At 73.5% G+C, this 20,737-nt stretch carries 19 protein-coding genes and 1 tRNA gene; 14 read left to right on the top strand and 6 right to left on the bottom strand.

The genetic code is table 11. The features are described 5' to 3' along the window. Nucleotides 1-58 precede the first annotated feature (58 nt). Together ASD18_RS17965 and ASD18_RS17970 are read left to right on the top strand one after the other, a co-directional pair. A complete protein-coding gene (locus ASD18_RS17965; protein ID WP_056095510.1) occupies nt 59-637 on the top strand; it encodes a dienelactone hydrolase family protein in 579 nt (192 codons plus the stop codon). A 147-nt stretch (nt 638-784) separates the two neighbouring features. Beyond that, on the top strand, nt 785-1,726 hold the full coding sequence (locus ASD18_RS17970; protein WP_056095514.1) for a DUF4862 family protein: 942 nt from the start codon (nt 785-787) through the stop codon (nt 1,724-1,726). Between the two features lie 57 nt (nt 1,727-1,783). Here the strand turns inward: ASD18_RS17970 and mscL are convergent, their stop codons facing one another. From mscL to ASD18_RS17985, 3 genes are all read right to left on the bottom strand, one after another. After that, nucleotides 1,784-2,251 (bottom strand): large conductance mechanosensitive channel protein MscL, encoded by a 468-nt coding sequence (mscL, locus tag ASD18_RS17975; protein ID WP_082574233.1) that lies wholly within the window; start codon nt 2,249-2,251, stop codon nt 1,784-1,786. A gap of 107 nt (nt 2,252-2,358) precedes the next feature. Continuing rightward, a complete protein-coding gene (gene cpaB / locus ASD18_RS17980) occupies nt 2,359-3,039 on the bottom strand; it encodes a Flp pilus assembly protein CpaB (RefSeq protein WP_082574235.1) in 681 nt (226 codons plus the stop codon). 152 nt (nt 3,040-3,191) lie between these two features. Beyond that, nucleotides 3,192-3,503, bottom strand: coding sequence for an FmdB family zinc ribbon protein (locus ASD18_RS17985; RefSeq protein WP_056095518.1), 312 nt, complete (start codon nt 3,501-3,503; stop codon nt 3,192-3,194). A gap of 156 nt (nt 3,504-3,659) precedes the next feature. On the opposite strand from ASD18_RS17985, the gene ASD18_RS17990 reads away from it, so the two are divergent. After that, nucleotides 3,660-6,227, top strand: coding sequence for a penicillin acylase family protein (locus tag ASD18_RS17990; RefSeq protein WP_056095520.1), 2,568 nt, complete (start codon nt 3,660-3,662; stop codon nt 6,225-6,227). On the opposite strand, the gene ASD18_RS17995 is transcribed toward ASD18_RS17990, so the two are convergent. After that, complete coding sequence (locus ASD18_RS17995; RefSeq protein WP_056095523.1) at nt 6,217-6,855, bottom strand: 5-formyltetrahydrofolate cyclo-ligase; 639 nt, start codon at nt 6,853-6,855, stop codon at nt 6,217-6,219. The two genes, ASD18_RS17990 and ASD18_RS17995, sit on opposite strands and share 11 nt — an antisense overlap. Nucleotides 6,856-6,975: 120 nt before the next feature. On the opposite strand from ASD18_RS17995, the gene galU reads away from it, so the two are divergent. The 5 genes from galU to ASD18_RS18020 all read left to right on the top strand — a co-directional run bounded on the left by galU (nt 6,976) and on the right by ASD18_RS18020 (nt 11,060). Continuing rightward, on the top strand, nt 6,976-7,878 hold the full coding sequence (gene galU / locus ASD18_RS18000; protein ID WP_056095526.1) for a UTP--glucose-1-phosphate uridylyltransferase GalU: 903 nt from the start codon (nt 6,976-6,978) through the stop codon (nt 7,876-7,878). A 26-nt stretch (nt 7,879-7,904) separates the two neighbouring features. Continuing rightward, entirely contained in the window at nt 7,905-9,143 is a 1,239-nt protein-coding gene (glp, locus tag ASD18_RS18005; protein ID WP_056095528.1) for a gephyrin-like molybdotransferase Glp, read from the top strand. Then, nucleotides 9,143-9,739 (top strand): GNAT family N-acetyltransferase, encoded by a 597-nt coding sequence (locus ASD18_RS18010; protein ID WP_056095531.1) that lies wholly within the window; start codon nt 9,143-9,145, stop codon nt 9,737-9,739. Before glp ends, ASD18_RS18010 begins: the two co-directional genes overlap by 1 nt. A 63-nt stretch (nt 9,740-9,802) precedes the next feature. After that, entirely contained in the window at nt 9,803-10,933 is a 1,131-nt protein-coding gene (locus tag ASD18_RS18015; protein ID WP_056095534.1) for a hypothetical protein, read from the top strand. A gap of 54 nt (nt 10,934-10,987) precedes the next feature. Next, nucleotides 10,988-11,060 (top strand) — tRNA-Ala (locus tag ASD18_RS18020). Between the two features lie 65 nt (nt 11,061-11,125). On the opposite strand, the gene ASD18_RS18025 is transcribed toward ASD18_RS18020, so the two are convergent. Further along, nucleotides 11,126-11,401, bottom strand: coding sequence for a GlsB/YeaQ/YmgE family stress response membrane protein (locus tag ASD18_RS18025; protein WP_056095537.1), 276 nt, complete (start codon nt 11,399-11,401; stop codon nt 11,126-11,128). A 178-nt stretch (nt 11,402-11,579) separates the two neighbouring features. Here ASD18_RS18025 and ASD18_RS18030 point away from each other — a divergent pair, with 178 nt between their 5' ends. Both ASD18_RS18030 and ASD18_RS18035 read left to right on the top strand, forming a co-directional pair. After that, complete coding sequence (locus ASD18_RS18030) at nt 11,580-12,503, top strand: bile acid:sodium symporter family protein (protein WP_369817316.1); 924 nt, start codon at nt 11,580-11,582, stop codon at nt 12,501-12,503. Between the two features lie 57 nt (nt 12,504-12,560). Continuing rightward, on the top strand, nt 12,561-14,030 hold the full coding sequence (locus ASD18_RS18035) for a family 20 glycosylhydrolase (protein ID WP_056095542.1): 1,470 nt from the start codon (nt 12,561-12,563) through the stop codon (nt 14,028-14,030). A 4-nt stretch (nt 14,031-14,034) separates the two neighbouring features. On the opposite strand, the gene ASD18_RS18040 is transcribed toward ASD18_RS18035, so the two are convergent. Then, complete coding sequence (locus tag ASD18_RS18040; protein WP_056095546.1) at nt 14,035-15,777, bottom strand: dolichyl-phosphate-mannose--protein mannosyltransferase; 1,743 nt, start codon at nt 15,775-15,777, stop codon at nt 14,035-14,037. An 83-nt stretch (nt 15,778-15,860) separates the two neighbouring features. Here ASD18_RS18040 and rsmI point away from each other — a divergent pair, with 83 nt between their 5' ends. From rsmI to ASD18_RS18060, 4 genes are read left to right on the top strand one after another with little or no spacing between them, the layout of a single operon-like run. Continuing rightward, nucleotides 15,861-16,721 carry a 16S rRNA (cytidine(1402)-2'-O)-methyltransferase gene (gene rsmI, locus ASD18_RS18045; protein ID WP_056095550.1) on the top strand — a complete coding sequence of 287 codons (861 nt, stop codon included), beginning with the start codon at nt 15,861-15,863 and terminating at the stop codon, nt 16,719-16,721. A gap of 46 nt (nt 16,722-16,767) precedes the next feature. Further along, the gene (locus ASD18_RS18050; RefSeq protein ID WP_056096443.1) at nt 16,768-17,901 is read left to right on the top strand and encodes a sorbosone dehydrogenase family protein; all 1,134 of its coding nucleotides are present in this window, start codon (nt 16,768-16,770) and stop codon (nt 17,899-17,901) included. A 33-nt stretch (nt 17,902-17,934) separates the two neighbouring features. Beyond that, nucleotides 17,935-19,728 (top strand): methionine--tRNA ligase, encoded by a 1,794-nt coding sequence (gene metG / locus ASD18_RS18055; RefSeq protein ID WP_056095555.1) that lies wholly within the window; start codon nt 17,935-17,937, stop codon nt 19,726-19,728. Continuing rightward, nucleotides 19,728-20,669: a TatD family hydrolase gene (locus tag ASD18_RS18060; RefSeq protein ID WP_056095558.1), complete on the top strand. Its 942-nt coding sequence runs from the start codon at nt 19,728-19,730 to the stop codon at nt 20,667-20,669. The genes metG and ASD18_RS18060 overlap by 1 nt, the downstream gene beginning before the upstream one ends. Nucleotides 20,670-20,737: the final 68 nt, after the last annotated feature.

The following is a 20,737-nucleotide window of genomic DNA, read 5'->3' on the forward strand; positions in this document are numbered from 1 at the left end:
TCGGACCCGTGCGGGAGGATCGCCGAGCCGACCGAGTGCACCCACGAAGGAGAAGTCGATGGCCGAGGTCCTGCTGTTCCACCACGCCCAGGGTCTGACGTCCGGCGTCCAGGAGTTCGCGGAGACGCTGCGTGGCGCCGGGCACACCGTGCACGTGCCGGACCTGTTCGACGGGCACGTGTTCGACGACCTCGAGGCGGGGCTCGCGTACGCCGGCGAGGTCGGGTTCGGCACCGTGATGGGTCGCGGCCAGCAGACCGTGGACACGCTGCCCGCCGCGCTGGTCTACGCCGGGTTCTCCCTCGGGGTCCTGCCCGCGCAGATGCTCGCCCAGACGCGTCCCGGCGCTCGGGGCGCGTTGTTCTACCACTCGTGCGTGCCGACGGCGGAGTTCGACAGCCCGTGGCCGGCGGGTGTGCCGGTGCAGATCCACGGGATGGACGCCGACCCGTTCTTCGCGGGCGAGGGCGACATCGACGCCGCCCGCGCGCTGGTGAAGGAGACCGAGCTCGCCGAGCTCTTCGTCTACCCGGGCGAGCAGCACCTCTTCGCGGACAGCAGCCTGTCCTCGTACGACCCCGCGGCGGCGCAGCTGCTCACGGAGCGCACGCTGACGTTCCTCGCCGCGCTGCGGTAGCGCAGGTTCCGGCCTGGCCGGCGGTGGTGGACGCCCTGATCGCTCAGACGTCATCTGTCAGGAGAGTCCGTTGAAGATCACTCAGTCCCCGCCCGGACGGCGCCGTGCTCTCGCCACGGTGCGCACCCTCGACACGTCGTCGAGCGCATGACCTCAGGAGCCGACAGGCCGTTCCTCGGCGCGTACGCCCTGGTCGCGGGCATGCCGCCGACCGCCGGGCGCGAGACCTTCCGACTGCTCGCCGACCTGCCGATCGCCGGCCTCGAGCTCCCGCTCGCCGCTGCGTCCGCCCCCGCGACGTGGTGGGACGAGCACGTCCTGCCGTCGTGGGACCTGGTGGTCACGGCGATCCCGACGGTGATGCAGCGACTCGGAGAAGACCCGCGGTACGGACTGGCGTCCACCGACGAGGGCGGCCGCCGCGCCGCGCTCGACGACGTCGCGGAGGCCGCTCGGCTCGCGCAGCAGCTCGCACAGCAGGCGGGGCGCGTCCGGGTGCGTGCCGTGCAGGTGAACTCGGCACCGACGACACTGGCCTCGCCCGACGCCCTGGCCCGCTCGATCGAGCAGATCGCTGCCTTCGACCTCGCAGGCGCGCTGGTCACGATCGAGCACTGCGACGCCGCCGAGTCGACGCGCGTACCGCAGAAGGGCTTCCTGTCCCTCGAGCACGAGCTCGCCGTGCTGGCCGGTGGACCGGCGCGTCTGACGGTGAACTGGGGACGGTCCGCGATCGACGGCCGCTCCGCATCCACACCGGCCGAGCACGTGCGTGCCGCGGTCGACGCCGGTCTCCTCGGCGGGGTGATGTTCTCCGGCGCGACCGACCAGGTCACCGCCTGGGGCCGGCCGTGGGACGACACCCACATCCCACCGGCGGGCGACGACCCGGCGCTGGCCGCGTCGAGCGCCAGCCTCCTCGATCGTGCCCAGGTGGACGCCACGCTCGCCGCCACCACCGGCACGGCGCGCTACATCGGCGTGAAGGTCACCACCCACCCCGACGCCACCCGGCCGGAGCAGCGCGTCGCCGTCGCACGCGCGGCGCTGGCCATGCTCGGCCAGCGCGCGCAGCCGGACGGCCGCTGACGGCCGTCGGCGGGCCCGGAGCTCGTCCGGCTCCCGCCGACGTGCGCAGGGGCCCGGTCAGACGGTCGGCGGGATCGACGGCGGCGGCGTGGTCGGGCCGGTTCCTGCGCCCGCGCCCGCGTCGTTGATGATCGCCGGCGTGAGGTTGCGGGCAAGCAGGTCGCGGATCTCCTGGAGCACCAGGACGTCCTCGGCCGGCGCCTCGGGCTCGACCTCCTCGCCGCGCTTGCGGCGCGCGGCCAGGGCGTTCATCGGCACGACGATGAAGAAGTACACGGCGGCGGCCGTGAACAGGAACAGGATGAGTGCCTGCAGGATCAGGCCGAACGAGAAGATCGCGTTGTTGATCTCGAAGGTCCAGACCTGGCTCAGGTCCGTCTGGCCGAGGATGGCCGAGATCAGCGGCCCGATGAAGCCGTCGACGAGCGACTGGACGACCGCGCCGAACGCGGCACCGATCACGACACCGACGGCCAGCTCGATCGCGTTGCCGCGGGAGATGAAGTCCTTGAATCCTTGGAGCATCGTCGCGATTCCCTTCGGTCGGTGGTCCGCCTTCTGCGGCCACTGAGGTGGGTCAGGGTTCTGGGGGTTGTCGTGCTCCGTCGGCGCAGCGCGCCCGGAATGCACGATCATGGCACGACGACCGCGGACAGCAACGCGGAAGCGGCGGCCCCCGCGAGAGCGGGCGCCTCGGTCGGGGAGACGGCGAGCAGGACCGGAACCGACGCGTCACCGGAGCCGCCCAGACCCAGCGCACCGCCGGGGCCGTCCTGACGGGCGACCGGCAGGACGAGCGCCCTCGTCGCGACCACCCCGCCCGGGCCGCCCTCCGCCGTCGCTGCCAGCACGTCCACCCGCACGCCCGGCGACAGCAGCCCCGCGACGGCGGGATCGGCGAACCGGACCGTCGCCACCACCGTGCCGGGCGGTCCGCGCACCTCGTCGTCGGCCAGCAGGCCGGGGAGCACCGGGACGCCGGTCGCGAGGGGGACGGCGGCAGCGGAGCCGACCACGTCCGCCGGGTCCGTGACCGCTCCGTCGGGGGCGACGGACCGGGGGAACCGGCTGACGCGGACGTCGGCGCTGGTCAGCGTGGTCCCGGCAGGGATCTCCCGCGCCGCGACCACCACGGCGGACGTCGGCGGGTCCGGCGGGCGCAGCGACTGCACTATGCAGGCGGCGGCGACGCCGAGGAACGCCGCGGCGACCGCGAACCGAGTGCGCCACAGGGCGGACCGCAGGGTCACCTGCCACGGGCGGCGGCGGTGGGGGAGCGGCGGCGGGCGGCCGGCGAGCAGGTGGGGGTGCATGACGGCCGACGGTAGAGCGGCCGCGGGTGCGGGAAGCCGGGGACGGCGACGATGTGAACAGCCCCCGCGTGCGCGAGGGCTGCGGGCGGCTCGACAGACGAGTTCGGCGCCCCCACCCGCAGGTGACGGCGCCGAGGCTCAGGCGACGAGGGTCAGGCGGAGGCGGCGGGCTTCGCGACCGGCGTGGGCGTCGAGGACGCGGCGGACGTCGAGGAGTCCGACGACGAGGACGCCGGCGCGGGGCTCGTCGTGCTCGCGGCCGGGGTCAGGGCCGACGACTTCGCACCGGCGCGCGCGTCGTTGCGGTAGAACCCGGAGCCCTTGAACACGACGCCGACCGAGGAGAACACCTTGCGCAGGCGTCCGTCGCACTCGGGGCAGACGCTCAGCGAGTCGTCACTGAACGACTGCACCGTCTCGAAGGCGTGACCGCATGCCGTGCAGGCGTAGGCGTAGGTGGGCACTGAAGTTCTCCTGGCAGCTCATCGAGCGGGTCAGTCGGTCTGGCACTCGCATCGTCCGAGTGCCAATCGTAACCGCTACGCCGCTCAGGACATTCCGACCGCCCGCGCCGGGCGCCACGCCAGCCGGACCGGTGGCGGCGAAGTACCCTCCGAAGCGTGTCTCGTCGCCGCCTCCTTCGTCTCTCCCTGGTCACCGTCGCCGCGGTGGTCGTCCTCGCGCTCGTCGCCGTGATGGTCACGGCCGTCATCGTGGTGCGGCGCCCGCTGCCCGAGGTCTCCGGCGAGAAGGAGCTGGCGGGCCTCGACGCCGACGTCATCGTGACCCGCGACGACCGGGGAGTCCCGACGATCACGGCGACGACCTCCCGCGACCTGTTCCGCGCCCAGGGCTACGTCGCCGCGCAGGACCGCTTCTTCGAGATGGACTACCGCCGGCACGTGACGTCGGGCCGGCTGTCGGAGCTGGTGGGGGAGAACGAGGACGCGCTCGCGGCCGACAAGGTGATCCGGACCTTCGGCTGGCGCCGGGTGGCCCAGCAGGAGTGGGACCTCCTGCAACCCGCCACGCGTGACGCCCTGCAGGCCTACGCCGACGGGGTCAACGACTACCTCGCCGACCGCGACCCGGGTGCGGTCGCCGTCGAGTACAGCGTCCTCGGCCTGCAGGTGGACGTCGCGGCGCCGGAGGAGTGGGACCCGGTCGACTCGCTCGCGTGGCTCAAGGCGATGGCCTGGGACCTGCGCGGCAACTACGACGCCGAGCTGGAGCGCGCTGCCTCGTACTCGACCATCGGTGACGTCGCCCGGGTCGAGGAGCTCTTCCCCACGTACCCGCAGGACCTCAACCTGCCGATCCTCACCGCGGCGGACCTGCCGGTCACCACGGTGGAGCAGGCGGCGTCGAGGACGACCTCGCTCGACCTCGACAGCGCGGACCTCCAGGAGGCGATGGCGTCGGCGTCCGCGGCGCTCGCCGCGGTGCCGCACCTCGTGGGCGACGGCGAGGGCGTCGGGTCGAACTCGTGGGTGGTCTCCGGCGCCTTCACCGAGTCCGGCAAGCCGCTGCTGGCCAACGACCCGCACCTCGGCATCTCGGCGCCGGGCATCTGGGAGCAGATCGGCCTGCGGTGCGACGACGTGTCCGCCGCGTGCCCGTACGACGTCTCCGGGTTCGCGTTCGCGGGCCTGCCGGGCGTGGTCATCGGGCACAACGCCTCGCTCGCGTGGGGCCTGACCAACCTGGGCGCCGACGTCACCGACTTCGTCCTCGAGCGGGTCGACGAGGACACCACCCGGCTCGACGGGGCGTCGGCGCCGATCACGGAGCGCACCGAGGTCATCAAGGTCAACGGCGGCGACGACGTGCGGCTGACCGTGCGGGAGTCCGTGCACGGGCCGCTGGTGTCCGACGTGCTGGACCTCGTGGGCGTCGGCACCGCCCCCGTCCCCGAGGGCGCGCCCGGCCGGACCTTCGAGGTCGCGCTCGCGTGGACCGCCCTGCAGCCGGGTCGGACCATGGACGCCGTGCTGGCGATCAACGTCGCCAAGACCGCCGCGGACATCCAGGCGGCCGCCGCGCTGTTCGACGTGCCGTCGCAGAACATCGTCTTCGCGACGACGGACGGCCACATCGGCTACCAGGCTCCGGGCCGGATCCCTGTCCGCGCGAACGTCTCCGACGGCCCGGTGCCCTCCGACGGCACGTGGCCGCGGCCGGGCTGGGACAGCCGGTACGACTGGCAGGGCTTCGTCGACGCGGCCGCGATGCCGCGCGCGCTCGACCCGGTCGAGGGGTTCGTCGTCACGGCCAACCAGGCGGTCACCCCCGCCGGCGTGGGCCCGTTCCTCACCGACGACTGGGACTACGGCTACCGCGCGCAGCGGATCCGCACCCTGCTCACGGCGGCGACGACCGACGACAAGGTCGACGTGGCGGACATGGCCCGGATCCAGAGCGACGAGCACAGCCCCTTCGCGGACGTGCTGGTCCCGGTGCTGCTGACCCTCGACATCGAGGACTCGTTCTACGACGACGGGCAGGAGCTGCTCCGCACGTGGGACCGGGTGCAGTCCTCCGACTCGGCCGCAGCCGCGTACTTCGCGGCCGTGTGGGTCGACGTGCTCCGGTCGGCGTTCGCGGACGACCTGCCCGAGGGCTACGGCCCCAACGGGGGGTCGCGCTGGCTCGAGGTGGTCCGCCGGCTGCTCGAGGAGCCGGCGTCACCGTGGTGGGACGACAAGACGACCGCGGGCGTCGTCGAGGGACGCGACGAGGTGCTGACCCGCGCCATGGTCGAGGCGCGCCGCCAGCTCACCGCGCAGCTGGGCCGCGACGCGTCCGACTGGCGGTGGGGCCTGGTGCACACGGCAGCCCCCGAGCACCCGGTGCTGGGCGGTGCGTCGCTGCCCGGGGTGATCCGCAACCTGGTCAACCCGGACGCTGTCGCGGTGGGCGGCGGGTCCTCGATCGTCAACGCCACCGCCTGGGACGCCAGCTCCGAGTCGTTCGGGGTGACCGCGGGGCCGTCGATGCGCATGGTCGTCGACCTCGGCGACCTCGATGCGTCGACGTGGGTGACCTTCACCGGCGCCTCGGGGCACCCGGCGAGCGTGCACTACTCCGACCAGCTGGGCCCCTGGTCGCGCGGGGAGACCTTCCCGTGGCCGTTCACCCAGGCCGCCACCGAGGCGGACGCCCGGGACAGGCTGACGCTCACGCCGTGATGCGGTGCCACTCCTCGGGGGTCGCCACGGCGTCCACCAGCCGGTCGTGCGGCTCGCGGGGCAGCGGGCGCGTGCCGGCGTCGTAGAGCTCCTCGGGGAAGACCAGGGCGATGACGGGGACGCCCGGCCGGATGTGCTCCAGCGCCCGGTCGTACCAGCCGCCACCCTGACCGAGCCGCGCGCCGGTGGTGTCGACGGCCAGCGCCGGGGCGATCACGACGTCGGCCTCCGCCAGCGCAGCCGCGCCGAGGGTGGGACCGCCCGGCTCCGGGGGGCGGCCGGGGGCGCGCTCGCGCAGGTCGTCGGCGCCGGAGTACTCGGCCCAGTCGCGCTGCAGGCCGCTGCCCAGCACGGGCATGAGCAGGCGGACGCCGCGGGCCGCCAGGGCCTCCAGGAGGGGACCGGTGCCGGGCTCGGGGGCCCGCGCGGCGTAGACGGAGACGCAGGAGGCGTCGGCGACGGCGGGGATGGTGAGGACCACGTCGGCGAGCTGCTGGGCGGCTGCCTCGCGGAGGCGCACGGAGCGCATCTTGCGGGCGTTGCGGATCGCCACCCGGAGCCGTTCCTTGACGTCCTCGACCTCGTCCCCCTCGGACACGCGCGGATACGGCTGGGCGACGCTGCTCATGGGACCAGTGTCGCAAACCCGGAGGCTCACCCACGACCGACCGGGGTATGACTTGTCTCCTCGTCCAGGTGGTGACGGACGCCACTGCGCACCGCCCACCCCCGCGGCTAGGGTCCGGACATGACCATCCACAAGGCAGTCATCCCCGCCGCGGGCCTCGGGACCAGGTTCCTGCCCGCCACGAAGTCGACTCCCAAGGAGATGCTCCCGGTCGTCGACAAGCCGGCCATCCAGTACGTCGTCGAGGAGGCCGTGCGGGCCGGGCTCGACGACGTCCTGCTCATCACGGGCCGCTCCAAGCGCACCCTCGCCGACCACTTCGACGCCGTTCCCGAGCTCGAGGCGGCGCTGGAGGCGAAGGGCGACCTCGAACGGCTCGCCAAGGTCCGTGAGTCCACCGACCTCGGCCACGTGCACTTCGTCCGCCAGGGCCAGCCGAAGGGTCTCGGCCACGCCGTGCTCCAGGCCAAGCACCACGTCGGGCACGAGCCGTTCGCGGTCCTGCTCGGCGACGACCTGATCGACGAGCGCGACGAGCTGCTGAGCACCATGCTCGCGCTGCAGGAGCGCACGGGCGGCTCGGTCATCGCCCTGCTCGAGGTGCCCCCGGCGCAGATCTCGATGTACGGGTGCGCCGCGGTCGAGGCGTTCGACGGCGCGGCGGACGTGGACCAGGTGAAGATCACCGGGCTCGTCGAGAAGCCCCCCGCCGACGAGGCCCCCAGCAACCTCGCGATCATCGGCCGCTACGTCCTGCACCCCGCGGTGTTCGAGGTGCTCGAGAGCACCGCACCCGGCCGCGGCGGCGAGATCCAGCTGACCGACGCCCTGGCCACGCTGGCGGACCTGCCGGCGTCCGAGGGGGGCGGCGTGTACGGCGTCGTGTTCCGCGGACGGCGCTACGACACCGGCGACCGGCTCGACTACCTCAAGGCCGTCGTCCAGATCGCGGTCGACCGCCCCGATCTGGGCCCCGACTTCCGCACCTGGTTGGGCGAGTTCGCGCAGACCCTCACCGACTGACCCCCCGGGCGGGGCACAATGCGCGCATGAGATCGGTCCAGGATCACCTCGCGGCCGTGCTGGCCGCCGTCGGACCGGTCGCACCGCTCGACGTCGTGCTGCGCGACGCCGTCGGCTGCATCCTCGCGGCCGACGTCACCGCGACGCACGACCTGCCCGGGCTCGCGGTGGCGGCGCGCGACGGGTACGCCGTGGCCGCGCACGAGACCGCCGGTGCCGGGTACGCGAGCGCGCAGGCGCTGCCCGTGGCGCACGACGTCCGCCCGGGGCCCGGCGGCCCGCTCCGGCTCGTGCCCGGCACGGCGGTCCGCATCGCGTCCGGCGCGCCGCTGCCGCTGGGTGCCGACGCCGTCGTGCCCCTGGAGGAGACCGACCGCGGGACCGCGCGCGTCGCCATGCAGCGTCCGGCGGTCGCCGGCCAGCACGTGCGCGCGGCGGCCTCCGACGTGCGCGCGGGCGAGGTGGTGCTCGAGGCGGGCACCCGGCTCGGCGCCCGGCAGCTGGCGCTGGCCGCCGCGATGGGCCGAGGAAGGCTGCGCGTGCACCCGACGCCGCGCGTGGTGCTGCTGTCGGTCGGCGACGAGCTGATCGAGCCGGGTACCCACGCGGACCGCACCGGGGCCGAGGTGTTCGAGGCGGACGGGCACGCGCTCGAGGCGGCCGTCCGGGACGCCGGAGCCGCGGCCGTCCGGGTCGGCATCCTCGGCGACGACCGCGCGATCCTGCGCGAGGCCATCGAGGACCAGCTGGTGCGCGCCGACCTCATCGTCATCACCGGCGGGCTGTCCGAGCTGACGCACGACACGGTCAAGGACGTGCTGGCCCCGATGGGCAGCGTCCGGCTGGACCAGATCGCGATGACGCCGGGTCAGCGGCACGGCTTCGGCACGGTGGCCGACGACCTGGCGAGCGACAAGTCCGTGCCGATCTTCGCGCTGCAGGGCCACCCCGTCGCCGCGCAGGTGTCGTTCGAGGTGTTCGTCCGACCGGCGCTGCGGGCCATGGCCGGGCACGCCGAGCTGTTCCGCCCGTCCGTCGCCGCCGAGGTCGTCGAGGGCTGGGTCTCGCCGCCGGGGCTGCGCCAGTTCGTGCCGGCCACCGTGCTGGGCTCGCCCGACGAGGGCTACCGCGTGACGCCCCTCGGTGACCCCTCGGCACCCACGGTAAGCGCCCTCGCGCACGCCAACGCGCTCGCGGTCGTCGGCGAGCAGGACCTGACCGTGCACCCCGGACAGGTGGTCCACTGCCTCGTCCTGGAGGGCTGATGGCGACCGGGTGGCCCGCCGTCCTCGTCGAGGGCAACGTCCGGCTGCGTCCCCTGCGCCGGCGCGACCAGGACACCTGGATGGCGCTGCGGGCGCAGAACGCCGCGTGGCTCGAACCGTGGGACGCCACGAGCCCCGTGCCGGTCACGGGCCCCCGGCCGTCGTTCGGCACGTTCGTGCGGTCGCTGTCCTCACAGGCACGCGCGGGCGTGACGCTGCCCTTCGCCATCGACCTCGACGGTCGGCTCGTCGGACAGCTGACCGTGTCGTCGATCACCTACGGGTCGCTGCGGTCCGCGGCGGTCGGGTACTGGGTGTCCGAGCACGTCGCCGGGCTGGGGGTGACCCCGACGGCCGTCGCGCTGGCCACCGACCACTGCTTCGACGCGCTGGGCCTGCACCGGGTGGAGATCAACATCCGCCCGGAGAACGGGCCGTCGCTGCGGGTCGTCGAGAAGCTGGGGTTCCGGGACGAGGGGCTGCGCGAGCGGTACCTGCACATCCAGGACCGCTGGTGCGACCACCGCTCGTTCGCGCTCACCGTCGAGGACGTGCCGGGCGGGCTGCTGGAGCGGTGGCGCGCCCGGAACGGGTGACGCACAGGCCGACACGCCGCACTGGTCCCGGGTGGGCGCGGTCGGGACGCCTACCGTCGTGACGTGAACGATCTCGCAGGACCGGTCGCGCTCGCGCTGGTCGGCCTGTGGGTGGCATACCTGGTGCCGCACAAGCTGCGGCACCGGCAGCAGCTGCTCGAGTCCCGGGCGGACGACCGGTTCTCCGAGGCGCTGCGCGTGGTCGCGGTGAGCGACCGGCGCATCCGCCTCGAGGCCTCGTCCGCGGAGTGCGGGCCGACGGCGAGCAGTACCGCGGGGCTGCTGACCCCGGGCAAGGGGCTCCCGGTGGCCACCGGGAGCGCGACAGGAGGCACCACCGTGGACCGACCGCACGGCACCCAGGACCGGATGACCGCCGACGCGGCTCGCCGCGCCGCGCAGGCACGTGCCGCGAGAGCGGCCTCGGTCGCCCGTCGTGGCGCCGCCGCGCGCCGTCGCGCGCTCCTGGCCGGGTTCCTCGTGGTCGCGACCGTGGTCGGCTGGACCGTCGTCGGGCTGAACCCGCTGGTCACCTGGGTCGCGGGCGCCGTGCCCACCGTCCTGCTCGGCTCCGTCCTGGTGCTCGGCCGCCGCGCGGTGCTGGCCGGCCGGGAGGCCGACGAGGCCTGGGCGCAGAAGATCGCCGACGAGCGCCGGGTGGCCTCCGGGCCGCGCACGGGTGCGATGCGCGCGGTGGCCACCGCGTCGCGGACCGCCCCGGTCGCCAAGCCCGCACCCACCCCTGCGCAGGAGGCGCCGGCTGCACCGCTCGAGGCGCCCATGGCCTTCGTCACCGGCCGCGCCGTCCACCCGTCCGACGCCAGCACCGAGGTGTTCGCCCGCATCGTCGAGGACAAGGGCGAGTCCGAGGGCCCCGCGCGGCACGCGTCCACCGGGCAGGTGCCGGTGGTCCGCAGGTCCGTCGCCGAGCAGTCCACCGGTACGGCCGCGGCCGAGGACGACGAGGCCTGGTCCCCGGTGCCCGTCCCGCGCCCCACCTACACGATGAAGGCGTCCGCACCGCGTCGTGAGCCGGTCCCGCTGGAGAACCTCGAGGGGTCGACCGCCGCCCGCACAGCCGACGTCGAGGCGCCCGCCGACACCGAGCGCACGCCGCTCGAGGCGCCCGTCGAGACGACCGGCAGCATCGACCTGAACGCGGTCCTGGCCAAGCGTCGCGTCGCCGGGGAGTGACCCGCCGGATTTCGCGATCCACCGGGCGCTGGTGTTAGTCTTTAGCCCGCTCGCGGGGCTGTGGCGCAGTTGGTAGCGCGTCTCGTTCGCAATGAGAAGGTCAGGGGTTCGAATCCCCTCAGCTCCACCCGCAGCACGAAGGCGGCCCCCCATCGGGAGGCCGCCTTCGTCGTTCTCGGGGGTCGCGCAGGCTCAGAGCAGGCTGCGGCGGCGGCTGCGGTTGCCCGAGACGGCGGCCACACCGACCGCGGCGAGCACCACCTGGAAGAGCAGCTCGATCCAGTCGACGCCGGCGGTGTCCTGGACGCCGACCAGCGACGCCAGGTAGGTGCCGATCAGGGCGGCGACGATTCCGATCACGATGGTCAGCAGCAGCGAGATGCGCTGACGACCGCGCACGAGGAGTCGGCCGAGGATGCCGATCACCGCGCCGATGATGATGGCGGAGATGATGCCTTCGGGTGTCATGTGGAACTCCTAGACTTCGAGGGGTTCGATCGGGTACGACCGATGAATCTAGGGGTGATTTGTCGGATTCGCGCGTCGAGCGCGATGGCACACTGTCGCCGTGCCCCGCGTCGTGCCTGCCCGAATCGCTTCACAGAGCCGCTGGAACCGGATTCGCGCGTGGGTCGACCCGCTGGTCGTGATGATCCTCTCGGCGCTCCTGCTGGGGCTGCTGCTGCCTGCGCGGGGCGGCGTCGCGGACGTGCTGGACGTGGTGCGCACCGCGGCGATCGTCGTCCTGTTCTTCCTGTACGGCGCGCGTCTGGCCACCGGCGACGTCTGGGCCGGGCTGCGCAACTGGCGGCTGCAGGGGTCGATGCTCGCGTCCACCTACGTGGCGTTCCCCGTGCTCGGCCTGCTGGTCCAGCTGCTGCCCGACGCGGTCCTCTCCTCCGAGCTCAAGACCGGGTTGCTGTACCTCGCGCTCCTCCCTTCGACCGTGCAGTCGTCGGTCGTGTTCACGTCGATCGCGCGCGGCAACGTGGCGGGCGCGATCACCGGCGCCACGATCTCGAACGTCGTCGGCATCGTGCTCACGCCGCTGCTCGTCGCGGTCCTCATGGTCCGCACCGCCGCGGTGTCGGGGAGCAACGTCACCGGGATCCTCCTGCAGCTGCTGCTGCCGTTCGCGCTCGGGCAGCTGGTGCAGCGCTGGATCGGGCCGTGGCTGCGTGCCCGGCCGCAGCTCACCCGGGTCACCGACCGCAGCACGATCGTGCTCGTCGCGTACACGTCGGTGAGCGAGGCGACCGTCTCGGGTGCCTGGTCGCACGTCACCTGGGTGGCTCTCGTCATCCTGCTCGTCGTGTGCGCGGTGATGCTGGTGGCGATGCTCCTGCTCACGTGGAACAGCGGACGGTGGCTCTCGCTCGAGCGCGGCGACCGCATCGCGCTGCTGATGTGCGGGTCGAAGAAGAGCCTGGCCACGGGCCTGCCGATGGCCGCCGTGCTGTTCGACCCGGCGCTCGCGGCCAGCGTCGCTCTGCCCGTGATCGCGTTCCACCAGCTGCAGCTGGCGACGTGCGCGGTGCTCGCGCGGCGACTTGCCGCCCAGGTCGAGTAGCGTCTCCCCGGAACGATTCGATCAGGTCGTCCACCGCCCGTCCCGCCGAGGAGCCCCGTGCCCGACGTGATCGCCGTCATCCCGCAGCCCGCTGTGCTGGAGCGGACCGGGGACGCCCCCTTCGTCCTGACCGAGGCGACCACCGTGGTGGCCGACGGCCGCCCCGACCTCATCGGCATCGCGGTGCTGGTCGCCGACCTGCTCGGCCGGGTGGGCGGACGGGCCGTCGAGGTGCGGTACGCCGAGAGCGGCGCGTCCGACATCGTGCGCCTGCGGCTCGTGGAGTCGCTGCCGCCCGGCGACGAGGCCTATCGCGTGATCTCCCGGAACGGGCGCATCGACCTCGAGGCGCGCACCCCCGCCGGCCTCGTCCGCGCCATCGTCACGCTGCGCCAGCTGATCGTGTCCGCGCCCGGCGGCGTCCTGCGCGTGCCCGCGGTGCGCATCGAGGACTCGCCGCGCTACGACTGGCGCGGCCTGTCGATCGACGTCGCCCGGCACTTCGTCCCCGTGCGGGACCTCAAGGTCGTCATCGGCGTCATGGCGCACTACAAGCTCAACGTCCTGCACCTGCACCTCACCGACGACCAGGGCTGGCGGCTGCACGTGCCGTCGCGCCCGCTGCTCACGCGGCTGTCCAGCAGCACGTCGGTCGACGGCGACCCGGGCGGCTTCTACTCGGCGGAGGACTTCGCCGACATCGTGGGCTTCGGCGCGGCCCGAGGCGTGCGGGTGGTGCCGGAGATCGACGTCCCCGGTCACGTCAACGCCGCCACCCACGCGTACGGGGAGCTCACGCCGTCCGGCGAGCCGACGGACCCCTACACCGGCATCGAGGTCGGGTTCAGCCGGCTGCACGCGGACCTGCCCGCCACGGGCGCCTTCCTCACCGACGTGTTCTCCGACGTCGCGTCGATGACGCCGGGCGACTACGTGCACATCGGCGGCGACGAGGTGCTCACCATGGAGGCGGACGAGTACGCGACCCTCGTCGCAGCCGCCTCCACCGCGGTCCGGGCCGCCGGCAAGAAGGTGGTCGGCTGGCAGGAGATCGCGCACACCCCGCTCGAGCCCGGCACGGTCGTGCAGTACTGGGACACGCGCGTGGACCCGGCGCCGTTCGTCGCGGCGGCCGAGGCGGGTGCGCTGCTGCTGATGTCCCCCGGGTCGAAGGCCTACCTCGACATGAAGTACGACGCGAGCACCGAGCTGGGCCTGGAGTGGGCCGGTCACATCGAGCTGCGCGACGCCTACGACTGGGAGCCGTCGACCCTGATCGAGGGAGTGCCGGGCGACGCGGTGATCGGCGTCGAGGCGGCCATCTGGACCGAGACGCTGCGCGACCTGCCGGCCCTGACGCAGATGCTCCTGCCCCGGTTGGCGGCGATCGCGGAGGTGGCCTGGTCCGCGCCGGAGCGCCGCGACTGGGAGGACTTCCGCACCCGGATCGCGCAGCAGGCACCGTTCTGGGACCGCCTCGGGCTGTCCTGGTACGCGAGCCCGCAGGTGGACTGGCCGCAGCGCTGAGCCGCTAGACCCAGGTCTGCAGCCACATGTGCGAGTGCCAGAAGTCGTAGGGCACGATCCACGCGGTCCAGATCGGGTAGAAGAACGCGCTCACGCCCAGGATCAGGGCCACGAGCACCCCGCAGCCCACGATCGCCCAGCGCCGACCGCGTTCGTCCACGTCCTTCGGCCCGACCACGAGACCGATGACGTAGACCAGGGTGAGCACCACCCAGGGCGTGAACGCGATCGAGTAGAACGTGAAGATCGTGCGGTGCGCGTAGGCGAACCACGGCAGCCAGCCGGCGACGATGCCCGACAGCACGGCGCCCGCCCGCCAGTCGCGGTACCGGAACAGCCAGACCGCCGCCACCAGGACCGCCGCCGCGGCGCACCACCAGAGCACCGGGTTGCCGAGCGCCACGATCGCCTGCGAACAGCTGGCCGCACCGCACGCGTCCTGGGCCGCCTGACCGGACAGCTCGGAGACCTCGGTCGGGTACCAGAACGACGTCGGCCGCCACTGCACGATCCAGCCCAGCGGGTGCGCGGCGTAGGAGTGCGGGGTCTCCAGGCCGTTGTGGAACGCCCACATGTCCTGGTGGTACTTCCAGAACGAGCGCAGCGCCGGCGGCAGCCACTGGACGCCCAGGTCCGGGTTCTGCTCGGCCCACAGCCGGCCGTAGGCGCCCCGGTGCGCGAACCACGACCACCACGAGCCGACGTACACGACGAGCGCGATGCCGACCATCGAGATCCCGGCGACGACGCCGTCCTTGAGGATCCCCGCACGCCACCAGAGGCGCACCCCGATGCTGCGGCGGGCGGTGAGGTCCCAGGCCACGCTGATCAGCCCGAACACCGCGAGGAAGTACATCGCCGACCACTTGGTGCCCAGCGCGAGCCCGAGCAGCACCGCCGCGGCGAGGCGCCACCAGCGGACGCCGAGCCGCGGGCCGTCGCCGAGCTCCTCCCCGGCGTCGAGGACCCGGGCGGTCCGTGCCGCCAGGCGTCGTCGCGCCTGGTCGCGGTCCAGCAGCAGTGCGCCGAAGGCGGCGAGCACGAAGAACATGAGGAACGGGTCGAGGAGGCTGATCCGCGACATGACGATCGCCTCGCCGTCGACCGCCATCAGCAGGCCGGCCAGGGTGCCCAGCGCGGTCGACGCGAACAGCCGACGGCCGATGCGCGCCACCATGAGGACCGCCAGGACCCCGCAGACCGCCGCCGCCAGCCGCCACGCCGCCGAGCTGCCGACCCCGCCGCCCACGTGGATCCCGAGCGCGATCAGCCACTTGCCCACCTGCGGGTGCACCACGTACGAACCCGTCGTGGTGAGGCCGCTGGTGTCGCCGGCCTCGAACGCAGGGTTGGGCTCCTCGCCCCAGGTGGCCTCGAACCCGTTGACCAGCAGCGAGAACGCGTCCTTGACGTAGTACGTCTCGTCGAACACGAGGTTGTGCGGGCGTCCCAGGTCCCAGAACCGCAGCACCGCCGCGAGCAGCGTGACCGCGAGCGGCCACAACCAGCCGGTCAGGCGGGCGCGGGGGGTCGCGTCCATCGCGAGCGTGTCGTCGCCGATCAGCCGCCGGAGCAGGCGGCGGTGGGTGGACTCCTGGGGCCCCTCGAACTCGCGGGGCTCGCCGGGGGGGACCGTCTCGGCGGAGTCCGGCAGCTCCGTGCCGACCTCGTCGGGATCCGGGGAGGGGGCGACGTCTCCCTGACGGGCGGTCAGGGTCGGGGCGTCGTCGTCTCCGAGGGGCGGCACGGCGTCATCGTAGGGGCGGCGCCTGTACGGCGGGGAGGGCTCAGCGCTGCGGGACGCCGTCGTGGAGGTGGCAGGCTGACCGCGTGAGCCACGCAGAGCAGCAGACCCCCGGCCGCCTCGTGCTGGCAGCGACGCCGATCGGCAACACGGAGGACGCGTCGGCGCACCTGCGCAGGCTGCTCGCGGAGGCCGACGTGGTCGCCGCCGAGGACACCCGACGGCTCCGCGCGCTGGCGGCTCGACTGGGCGTCGAGATCGGCGGTCGCGTGCTCAGCTTCCACGAGCACAACGAGGTCGAGCGCTCGGCGGAGGTGCTCGCGGTCGTCGCCGGCGGGGGCACGGTGGTCGTCGTGACGGACGCCGGCATGCCCGCCGTCTCCGACCCGGGGTTCCGGGTGGTGGGCGCCGCCGTGGCCGCGGGCCTGCCGGTCACCGCCGCGCCCGGTCCGAGCGCCGTGCTGACCGCCCTCGCGCTCTCAGGGCTGCCCACGGACCGGTTCTGCTTCGAGGGCTTCCCTCCGCGCAAGCCCGGGGAGCGCGCGCGGGCGTTCGAGCTGCTCGCCGACGAGCGCCGCACGATGGTCTTCTTCGAGGCGCCGCACCGGCTCGACGACACGCTGGCCGCGATGGCCGACGCGTTCGGCGGGGACCGCCCCGCCGCGGTGTGCCGCGAGCTGACCAAGACCTACGAGGAGATCGTGCGGGGACCGCTCGCGGACCTCGTCGCCTGGGCGTCCGCCGACCAGGTGCGCGGGGAGATCGTCGTGGTGGTCGGCGGGGCGCTGAAGGCGGTGGAGCTGTCGACGGCGGACCTGGTGGCCGAGGTGCTGTCCCGCGCGGACGGCGGGGAGCGGCTGAAGGACGCCGTCGCCGAGGTGGCGCTGGCGGCCGGCGTCCCGAAGCGGGACCTGTACGCGGCCGCGCTGGCGGCGAAGACGCGCTGACCCGGTCACGGGGTGCGCGGCCGCGCGGCGCGTGATCGGCTGGGGCATGACTGTGCGACGGACGGCGTGGGTCGGACTGGCTGTGGCCGTCGCGGGGCTCGCGGCCTGCACGTCCCCGGCGGAGTCCCCGGACCCGACGACCACGCCGACCCGGACCAGCGCCGAGAGCCCGCCGACCTCGGCTCCGGCCACCGGCCAGGTGACCGAGGTCGACGACATCATCGGGGACCTCGCCGTGCCCTGGGGGATCGCGTTCCTGCCGGACGGGCAGGCCGTCGTCACGCTGCGGGACGCCGCCCAGCTGGTCCTCGTCGGGCCCGACGGTGCCGCGACCGACGTGACCGGGCCGGGCGCCGACGAGCTCGCCGACGTCGTCGTCCCCGGCGGTGAGGGCGGGCTGCTGGGCGTCGCCGTGCTCGGGTCGTCGGACGGCGCGGTGGACCTGGCCCTGTACGCGACCGCGGCCGACGACAACCGGGTCCTGCGCGGGACGCTCGACGGGTCGACCCTGGGCGAGCTGCGCCCGATCCTCACCGGCATCGCCAAGGCGGGCAACCACGACGGCGGCCGGCTCGCCGTCGGGCCGGACGGGTCCCTGTACGTGACGACCGGCGACGCGGGCGACCCGCCCTCCGCGCAGGACCCGGACAGCCTGAACGGCAAGATCCTGCGCATCACGGCCGACGGTGACCCCGCCCCCGGGAACCCGGACGGGGACTCCCCGGTGTGGAGCCTCGGGCACCGCAACGTGCAGGGGATCGGCTGGGCTCCCGACGGGCGGATGTTCGCCTCGGAGTTCGGGCAGAACACGTGGGACGAGCTGAACCTGATCGAGCCGGGCGGCAACTACGGCTGGCCGGAGGTCGAGGGCGAGGGCGCTGTCGACGGCTTCGTGGAGCCCGTGGCCGTCTGGGGGACCGACGACGCGTCACCGAGCGGCCTGGCCGTCACCGCCGACGCCGTCTACCTGGCGGGGCTGCGCGGCGAGCGGCTGTGGCGGGTCCCGCTGACCGACGACGGCGTCGGCACCCCGCACGCGCTGCTCGACGGCGAGCGCGGCCGGCTGCGCGCGGTCGAGCCCGCCCCCGACGGCTCGCTGTGGGTGGTCACGGGGAACACCGACGGTCGCGGCAGCATCCGCCCGGGCGACGACCGCATCCTGCGCGTGGTCGTCGACTGAAAGCCCTCGCGCCGCTCACCTAGGATCGGGCGCATGTCTCGCATCCTCTCGGCCGTCGCGTGGCCCTACGCGAACGGCCCCCGTCACATCGGTCACGTCGCCGGCTTCGGTGTCCCCTCCGACATCTTCAGCCGGTACATGCGGATGGCGGGCAACGAGGTGCTCATGGTCTCCGGCACCGACGAGCACGGGACGCCGATCCTCGTGCTCGCCGAGCAGGAGGGTGTGGGCCCGCAGGAGCTGGCGGACCGGTACAACCGCGTGATCGTCGAGGACCTGACCAACCTGGGCCTGTCGTACGACCTGTTCACGCGGACGACCACGCGCAACCACTACGCGGTCGTGCAGGAGATGTTCCGCACGGTGCACAAGAACGGCTACATGATCGAGCAGTCGACCATGGGCGCCATCTCGCCGAGCACCGGCCGCACGCTGCCCGACCGGTACGTGGAGGGCACCTGCCCGATCTGCGGGTACGACGGCGCGCGCGGCGACCAGTGCGACAACTGCGGCAACCAGCTGGACGCGATCGACCTGATCAACCCGCACAGCCGGATCAACGGCGAGACGCCGAAGTTCGTCGAGTCGAACCACTTCTTCCTGGACCTGCCCGCGTTCGCGAGCGCGCTGGAGGCGTGGCTGCGGACGCGCACCGACTGGCGCCCGAACGTCCTGAACTTCTCGCTCAACCTCATCGACGACCTGCGCCCGCGGGCCATGTCGCGGGACATCGACTGGGGCATCCCCATCCCGCTGCCCGGCTGGGAGGAGAACCCCGCCAAGCGCCTGTACGTGTGGTTCGACGCGGTCATCGGGTACCTGTCGGCGTCGATCGAGTGGGCGCGCCGCCAGGGCGACCCGGATGCGTGGCGCCCGTTCTGGAACGACCCCGAGGCCCTGAGCTACTACTTCATGGGCAAGGACAACATCACCTTCCACTCGCAGATCTGGCCGGCCGAGCTGCTGGCGTACGACGGCCGCGGGACCAAGGGCGGCTCGCCGGGGCAGTTCGGCACGCTGAACCTGCCCACCGAGGTGGTGTCCAGCGAGTTCCTCACCATGGAGGGCAAGCAGTTCAGCTCGTCGCGCGGCGTCGTCATCTACGTGCGCGACGTCCTGTCCCGGTACCAGCCGGACGCGCTGCGGTACTTCCTGTCGGTGGCCGGGCCGGAGAACCAGGACTCGGACTTCACGTGGGCCGACTTCAAGACGCGCACCAACTCCGAGCTCGTGGCGGGCTGGGGCAACCTGGTCAACCGGACCGCGAGCATGATCCACAAGAACTTCGGTGAGATCCCGGCGCCGGGCGAGCTCCAGCCGGTGGACCAGGGCCTCCTCGCGACGACGACGGCGGGCTTCGGCAAGGTGGGCGAGCTGCTCGGCACCCACCGCAACCGCGCCGCGGTCAGCGAGGCGATGCGCGTGGTCCAGGAGGCCAACCGGTACATCTCCGAGACCGAGCCGTGGAAGCTGACGCAGGACCGCGACCGCCTGGGCACGGTGCTGCACACGGCCGCGCAGGCGGTCAGTGACGCCAACACGCTGCTGGCACCGTTCCTGCCGCACTCGGCGCAGGCGGTGCACGAGACGTTCGGCCGCACGGGGACGTTCTCGCCGCTGCCGCGCATCGACGAGGTCACCGACCTGGACGACGACTCGCGCCACTACCCGATCATCACGGGCGACTACGAGCTCGGCCGCACGGTCGCGCCGTGGCGCTCCGAGCAGGTGGTGCCGGGGACGCCGGTGGCCAAGCCGGTGCCGGTGTTCACCAAGCTCGACGACTCGATCGTCGAGGAGGAGCTCGAGCGGTTGCGCCAGGCCTGATGGCCCGGTCGAAGGGGGAGCGCGGCTGGCCCGCGCCGCCCGAGCCGCTGCCGGTCGCGGTCGTCGACAACCACACGCACCTCGACTCGGTGGTGACGTGGCGGGCCGACGGTTGGCACCGCGACGAGGGCGGCACGGCGGCCGACGGTCCGGCGGCGGACCTGGCCGCGCACCTGGAGCGCGCCGCGTCGGTCGGCGTGACCCGCATGGTGCAGGTGGGCTGCGACTTCGAGTCGATCGCGTGGACCGACCGCGTCGTCCAGGAGCACCCACAGCTGCTCGGAGCCGTCGCCATCCACCCGAACGAGGCGGTCCGGCACGCGGGGATCGTCGAGGTGGCGCCCGACGGGCTCGACCCGGAAGAGGCCCATCAGGTCGGCCTGGCCGATGCGCTGGACCGCGTCGAGCAGACGGCGCGGTCCAACCCGCGCATCCGCGCGATCGGGGAGACCGGCCTCGACCACTTCCGCGCCGGGCCGGCCGGGCGGGCGGTGCAGCGCGAGGCGTTCCGCGCGCACATCGCGCTGGCCAAGGAGCTGGGCCTCGCGCTGCAGATCCACGACCGGGACGCGCACGACGAGGTCGTGGAGGTGCTCCTGGCCGACGGCGCCCCGGACCGCACGGTCTTCCACTGCTTCTCGGGCGACGCGTCGCTGGCCCGACTGGCGGTCTCGCACGGCTGGTACCTCTCGTTCGCCGGCCCGGTGTCGTTCGGCGCCAACGACGAGCTGCGCGCCGCCCTGCGCGAGGTGCCGCCGTCGCAGCTGCTCGTCGAGACGGACGCGCCGTACCTGACCGTGCACCCGTTCCGCGGCCGCCCGAACGCGCCCTACCTGCTGCCCGGGACGGTCCGCACGGTCGCGGAGGTCACCGGCAGATCGCTGGAGGACGTGTGCACCGCGCTCGCGGCCACGTCCGAGGCGGTCTACGGCACGTGGTGAGCGGTATGACCCGGTCTGTCGCCGGACAGTCGGGTGATCCCGGTCCCGGAGGACGGACCTCGGGTTAC

The organism is Cellulomonas sp. Root137 (assembly GCF_001426725.1).
Taxonomy (GTDB): domain Bacteria; phylum Actinomycetota; class Actinomycetes; order Actinomycetales; family Cellulomonadaceae; genus Cellulomonas.

What these genes read in the sequence shown, in the direction of transcription:
- glp (WP_056095528.1), top strand. Translation starts at nt 7,905, where the DNA reads ATGAGATCGGTCCAGGATCACCTCGCGGCCGTGCTGGCCGCCGTCGGA.
- metG (WP_056095555.1), top strand. Translation starts at nt 17,935, where the DNA reads ATGTCTCGCATCCTCTCGGCCGTCGCGTGGCCCTACGCGAACGGCCCC.
- ASD18_RS18010 (WP_056095531.1), top strand. Translation starts at nt 9,143, where the DNA reads ATGGCGACCGGGTGGCCCGCCGTCCTCGTCGAGGGCAACGTCCGGCTG.
- mscL (WP_082574233.1), bottom strand. Translation starts at nt 2,251, where the DNA reads ATGCTCCAAGGATTCAAGGACTTCATCTCCCGCGGCAACGCGATCGAG.
- ASD18_RS17995 (WP_056095523.1), bottom strand. Translation starts at nt 6,855, where the DNA reads ATGAGCAGCGTCGCCCAGCCGTATCCGCGCGTGTCCGAGGGGGACGAG.
- galU (WP_056095526.1), top strand. Translation starts at nt 6,976, where the DNA reads ATGACCATCCACAAGGCAGTCATCCCCGCCGCGGGCCTCGGGACCAGG.
- ASD18_RS17965 (WP_056095510.1), top strand. Translation starts at nt 59, where the DNA reads ATGGCCGAGGTCCTGCTGTTCCACCACGCCCAGGGTCTGACGTCCGGC.
- ASD18_RS18050 (WP_056096443.1), top strand. Translation starts at nt 16,768, where the DNA reads ATGACTGTGCGACGGACGGCGTGGGTCGGACTGGCTGTGGCCGTCGCG.
- ASD18_RS17970 (WP_056095514.1), top strand. Translation starts at nt 785, where the DNA reads ATGACCTCAGGAGCCGACAGGCCGTTCCTCGGCGCGTACGCCCTGGTC.
- ASD18_RS18060 (WP_056095558.1), top strand. Translation starts at nt 19,728, where the DNA reads ATGGCCCGGTCGAAGGGGGAGCGCGGCTGGCCCGCGCCGCCCGAGCCG.
- cpaB (WP_082574235.1), bottom strand. Translation starts at nt 3,039, where the DNA reads ATGCACCCCCACCTGCTCGCCGGCCGCCCGCCGCCGCTCCCCCACCGC.
- ASD18_RS18025 (WP_056095537.1), bottom strand. Translation starts at nt 11,401, where the DNA reads ATGACACCCGAAGGCATCATCTCCGCCATCATCATCGGCGCGGTGATC.